At 38.7% G+C, this 5,871-nt stretch carries 5 protein-coding genes; all 5 read right to left on the bottom strand.

Annotation, left to right across the window (positions count from 1 at the left end):
* Window positions 1-1,775: TonB-dependent receptor plug domain-containing protein (locus Q8907_11625; GenBank protein MDP4274917.1), on the bottom strand; the 1,775-nt coding region annotated here is incomplete at its 3' end.
* Between the two features lie 43 nt (window positions 1,776-1,818).
* Entirely contained in the window at window positions 1,819-2,817 is a 999-nt protein-coding gene (locus Q8907_11630) for a DUF4961 domain-containing protein (protein MDP4274918.1), read from the bottom strand.
* A gap of 9 nt (window positions 2,818-2,826) precedes the next feature.
* Window positions 2,827-3,270, bottom strand: a complete 444-nt coding sequence (locus Q8907_11635) for a DUF5004 domain-containing protein (protein MDP4274919.1) — start codon at window positions 3,268-3,270, stop codon at window positions 2,827-2,829.
* Window positions 3,271-3,303: 33 nt separating this feature from the next.
* On the bottom strand, window positions 3,304-5,037 hold the full coding sequence (locus Q8907_11640) for a RagB/SusD family nutrient uptake outer membrane protein (protein MDP4274920.1): 1,734 nt from the start codon (window positions 5,035-5,037) through the stop codon (window positions 3,304-3,306).
* A 694-nt stretch (window positions 5,038-5,731) separates the two neighbouring features.
* On the bottom strand, window positions 5,732-5,863 hold the full coding sequence (locus Q8907_11645; protein MDP4274921.1) for a hypothetical protein: 132 nt from the start codon (window positions 5,861-5,863) through the stop codon (window positions 5,732-5,734).
* Between the last annotated feature and the right edge of the window lie 8 nt (window positions 5,864-5,871).

Consider the following 5,871-nt stretch of genomic DNA (forward strand, 5'->3'; position numbering starts at 1 on the left):
TATGTTTCAGGCAAATCGAACTGATAGGTAGAGCGTAACTGATCGCCAAAAATCATTGCTCCGAACTGATGATCTCCAATTTTAGTATCATAACCTAAGGCAGCCTGAGCATAAAAGGTCTGAACAGTTGAGGTCATGCTAAATGAATTGGTCTGATCAGAAATAGTTCCGTAACGGGTATAAGAAGTATCCCCTGCAGCACGTATAGAAAGATCGTAAACCGGTTGTTGTGAATTCCTGGTTATTAAACTGGAAGAAGTTGAAGATGCATTTACCTTAAACTTAGCATAAAGCCCAGGCAGCCAATTGTCGAATTTATACTTCATATCCAGGTTAGCCATAAGGTCGCGGTTATTATCCAGTTTATATCCGGAGCCGGTGGTCAGCTGGTAAAGGTTTGAGGTATAATTTGAAGCTCCCCCAAAAGACCCATTAGGATTGAATACCGGGTATGCCAGATTCGGGGTGGAATAAAGCGAATTCAAAACAGTTGAAGTCCCTGCTCCGGGCTGGCATCCTTCCTGGATACGTCCAAACAACTGCAAGCCAACAGTAAAATCCTTTGTGATATCTACATCTACAGAGGAATTAATAAGATAACGCTCTAACTTCAGGTTGGTATTATAGTCAACAGCATCGGAAGTTTTAAACATGCCTTGCTGATTCAAATAACTAACCGAAACAGAATACCGGGCATTCTTAATACCCCCGCTTACATTCAGAGAGTACTTGGAAATAGGTGCATTGTCCTTTGTAATTGTTTTATACCAGTTTACATCAGGATAGAGATAAGGAGATAATCCATTGCGGAAGGAGGCAAAATCATCAGCAGAAAAAGCTTTCAATTTTCCATCATTTTGAAGAGCCTCGTTATACAAATAAGCATATTGGTATGAAGATAATGGCTTAGGAGTTTGGAGACGGTTCTGAACGCCGGTTTCAAATGTAAACGAAAGCTTGGGAGCTCCTACAACACCTTTTTTGGTAGTAACCTGCAATACACCTCTGGAACTCTTCTGACCCAGCATAATAGAGGACAATGCATCTTTTAGCACAGTTATCGACTCAATGCTTTCCGGATCTATAGAGTAAATATCCCGCTGCACGCCATCCACAATGGTAACCGGCGATTGCCCCCTTAAGGCAAAGTACATTTCCGTATTATCGGTATTGCTGGATTTATAAGCAGTTGCTGAATTTACTAATGTTCCGGCAAGATCAGCTTGCGAGATCGCATCTGTTTTTGCCGTCCTAAAACCACTAATTTCCTGGGTATAAAACCCGGACAGCCTGCCTGTTAATGCATTAAGGTATAAAGGTGTAGGAGTGGTTGATAACTGACGGGTATATACCGAAGATACGGAACCAAGTACCTCTTTCGATTCCTTTTCATCGTATAAAACACTAACCTTTTCAGGAAATTTCAAATAACTGTCCAGCAATTTCACAGTTAATGCATTCGAGTTGTTTACGACCACTATTTTTGAATCATACCCATTCCGTTCCAAAACTATCTTTTGTCCCGGAGTAACTTCTCCAAGATTAAACTCTCCGTTTTGATTGCTGTTTCCCAGAAGTTTCCCATCCTTTGTAGTAATCTTAACGCCTTCCAAGGGACGCCCGAACTCATCGAGAACAACCCCGTTTCCTTTGCGCTGAGACATGGCCACGGTTAATGTATCTTTTCCTGAAGTATATATGGCATTTGCTGTACTCACATTCAGAGAAACCAATATAGTTCCTATGGTGAATATTTTTATGCAGTATTTTAACATATTAATCATTTTTAAGATTTAACAGTCATTGACACTTGACTCATTAGTCGTTTGAACACCCAAAGGTGTATTTAAACGGATCTGATGTATTACTGTAACCAACTTTAACAATTCCGGAGGCATCCGTGTAATAGTATTCGATATGGTCAATCGTTTTACCTTTCGGTATATTAAAGAAACCTCTGGGCCAAATATCAATTCTGTATTTAAGACCCCCTATATCTGATAATTTGGTTTTAGCTGTTTGTTCACAAACATTGTATGTTTCTCCGGTAGTAGTAAATGCCGTCGCACATAAATAAATATCTGTAACATTTTGTAGAGCTGTAGAAAGCACGGTATTGTCATAAGTTAAGGTAATTATGTCATTATCCGTGGCACTGCCATATACAGGAATAACCGAACTCAACTGTGGATTACAAAAATCTACGATATCACCAATACCGCCATTGACAGTAAAACAGCTTGAGAAAAAGGTTTTATTGTAATCGTCGGAACTACTGCTTAGCCCTTCATGTGAAGTTCCATAATAAAATCCCAACTTCACCAGCATATTCTGAGGACCTAACTTTGAACTAATTACAACATCAAAATTAAAATCCTGATTATTCACCAAGGTATAGACGTTGCTACTTCTGAACATAACCCACTCTACGTCATCAACCAGATTTCCGCCAATCCCAAGTTTCTTTTTGGCTGCTTCGGCCCAGGGCAAACCACTATTAGGCTCAACTTCAGAGGCCGGAATAACTGTTAAGGTCTCACCTCCTATTGGACTGGTAAACGAAACATTGGTATTTTGAGCGGCATGCCAACTTTTAGGTACTAAAAAACCGATCACCAACTTGGTTGAATATGGGTCGCCGGTTATTCTGGGTTGTACCCCGCAATGCATTGTAAAGGTTGAAACCTGGTTGGCTGTACCAGAACTGGGGACATCTACCCCATTCAGAACCAAGGCACACTGCACGAGAAAAGCAATAACGACAAGACCCAGACCAAGAATTACATATTTTATATTAAACTTTCCTATTCTTTTCATAATCAAAATTTATTGTACTTTTTCAAAATAATATTCGTACGTATTTTTGGTACAACCCGGGCTAAACTTCAATTTAATTTGTCGTTGGCCTTTAACAATCGGATATTCGAAGGTTAACTTCGTTTCCGAGGTTGCATTTTGGGGTTGAAACTTCAGATAGAATGGGTATTGAGGATCGTCAAAGCTATAAGTTCCGGGGTCGGTGGTAAAAAACATAAACTGATCCTGAAGCGTATAGGAATTATCAGCATTAAAAGAGATCCTAAAACTACTGAAGTCAACTCTGGAGGTCAAATCCTCGCCATTTCTGGTAAGCTGTATAATTTTCCAGGTACCCGTAAGATTTTTTACAGGTTCGGATATTGTTGTGATTTCTTTCTGGCAGGAAGAAAAAAGTAAGGCACAAAAAACCAAGCATGTGCTTAATACTTTCCAGGTATTATCTTTTTTCATAAACATAGATTTTTAAAATTCGAAAAAGTCATTTTAATATCCGGGATTTTGCAATAATTGAGCATTTTTAGAAACCTCAGATTCAGGAAGCGGCCACAGGTACATTTTGTCGGCAAAGTTATGTTTGCGTACCACAATAGTTTTATAGGTGAGGCCACTGGCAGTCTTGGTAAGTTCGGTTCCATGCATTATTGCATTATCGGTTTGCGATGCGATTTTCCATCTGCGTACATCCCAAAAACGGTGACCTTCAAATGCCAGTTCCACGCGTCGTTCGTCTTGAATTCTTTGTCTCATCTGAGCCTGGGTTAGTTTTTCAGGAAGTGAGTATGGATTAAGCCCTGCCCTTTGACGGATGGCTTCTACCGCATCATAAACAGCTTGGTCCGGGGTGCTCAAATATTCATTTCTGGCTTCAGCATAATCCAGCAAAATCTCAGCATATCTGAATAATGGCATGCAGCGGCGGGTTGTAGTACCAAACCAGGTAGGAGCCACGGATTGGTCAACCATCTTATAGGGATAATACCCGGTTGCAGTACCCTTATAAATAGCATCAACACCGGAAACAATCTTATCCGGATTAGTCGCATCGATGAATGTGCTTATCGGATGTAGCATGATATCGGGTCTGCTCCTTACTAAAGTCTGATCATGAATGATCGAATAATCAAACCTTGGGTCTCGGTTTTTATAAGGATTAGCAGGATCATATCCAGAACCATCGTCTGTAATAGAGAGACCATTATTCATTCCAAAAGCATTCACTAACTCAAGATAAGGGAAGGTAACCGGAGTACTCATGGCTGAAGGCGGTAACCACATATCTTCCAGATAGCGGTTATCCTGTGACATTTGTGCAAAAATCAATTCAGAACTTTTACGAAGCGTAAAAAGCTGATAAAACCCGTATCCGGGAGCGGTTGTATTATTCAAGTTTAACGAATATGCCCCGGAGCCAATAACTTCAGCAGCGGCATCCATGGCCAGTTTCCAACGTTCTTTATCATAGGTGGGATAACCGACTATAGATTTCAACTCGGGTCTTTTGGAGTCGTCTATGCTCCCACCATTAAACAATGGACTTGCAGCATACAATAAAAGCCTTGCCTTTAAGCTTTTACATGCCCCTCTGCTGACCCTTCCATAGAGAAGCCCGGACTGAACCCAGGGCAGGTAATTGGCAGCAGTATCACATTCGCTTACAATATAATTGACACATTTTTCGTACGTGTCACGAATCTGTGGAATATTATCCGAGGCAGTATAAAGCGTGTCGCCAACCAACGGCACTCCTCCATAATGTTCCAGCAATATAAAATAATACCAGGCCCGTAAAAACCTAGCTTCGGCTTTTACCCTTTTCTTCAGGTCGACAGAAAAGGGAACTGTTGGCAAATGTTTCAATAACATGTTCACAGCACGGATTTGACTATAACAGTTTTGCCATGCATCTTTAGCCACAATGGTGGAGCTAACCGTTCCACTGACAAACTGTATAACAGTATTTCCCGCACCTGCAACAGATGGTTCAGACTCATCACAGGCAGATTCAAGCCCACAAGTATATCGGGAAGGGCTAGAGCTAAATCCAACATTACCATAAATTGAATTTAGATAATTCATAACATAAGCACTATCTGCAAAAACAGTCTGCTCATTTAGTGTTGTAGATTGTGTTTTATCCAAAAAACTTTCCTTTGTACAGGAGATAATGGACAAAATCACGAGCAAACAAAACACGGTAACAACGTAAGTTTTCTTCATAAAAATTTGATTTACAGATTAAAAGAGTTAATCTCGGAAAATTAAGTTTTACTCTACAAAGTAAACTTCAGGCATTTAATCAATACATTTTAAGTTAATAAAACAATTACACTTTTTATTTATAATTCACCACTAAAAGGCAGTTCAGGAATAACAAAGAATTACTTAAACGATTTAGCAATAAGTTAAAAATGAATTTTTTAAAGACAAAATGAACTCTTAGGAAATGATGTTCATAAACCAACCGTAAAAGTTGGCTTAGTAATTGGGTCTGATTTTTAATGATTTGTTTTTCTTCATCGTTGGTTAGAATTTATTCATAATTAAGTTAATAGTATAAAATTCGCATTTTAGATTGGATGCTAAAATAATATCATAAAAACGTTTTAGCAAATTTTTTAAGCTCTTTTTTAAAAAAACCAAAATAAAAATAAATGATACTTGTGCACAGTTCTTACTGCACCTGCACCTTATATCATAACCAATTAAACATCAATCAATAATACTCCAATAAAACACCATCAATAAATTGGTCGCCCCGCGTTTGATGACAATAAATAGCAATCGCATTCTTTTCTGTCTTCAGCAAAATCGTTGGTGCAAAACTGATTTTCCCGGGTCAAATCCATTAGACAAAAAATATTCGTTTCATATAAATTAAGTATTAATACAAATCAAACACTTCCTCATAAATTTATTTACTTTTTACAAAAAACTTGGTAATCAAATCATTTCCAATCTTTATCCTCAATAAATATGATCCGGGAGCAAGTCCGGAAACATCAACTTCTTTTCCAACTACGCCACAGATCTTTACACCCTGCATATTGTAAA

It is taken from the genome of Bacteroidota bacterium (assembly GCA_030706565.1).
Taxonomy (GTDB): domain Bacteria; phylum Bacteroidota; class Bacteroidia; order Bacteroidales; family JAUZOH01; genus JAUZOH01.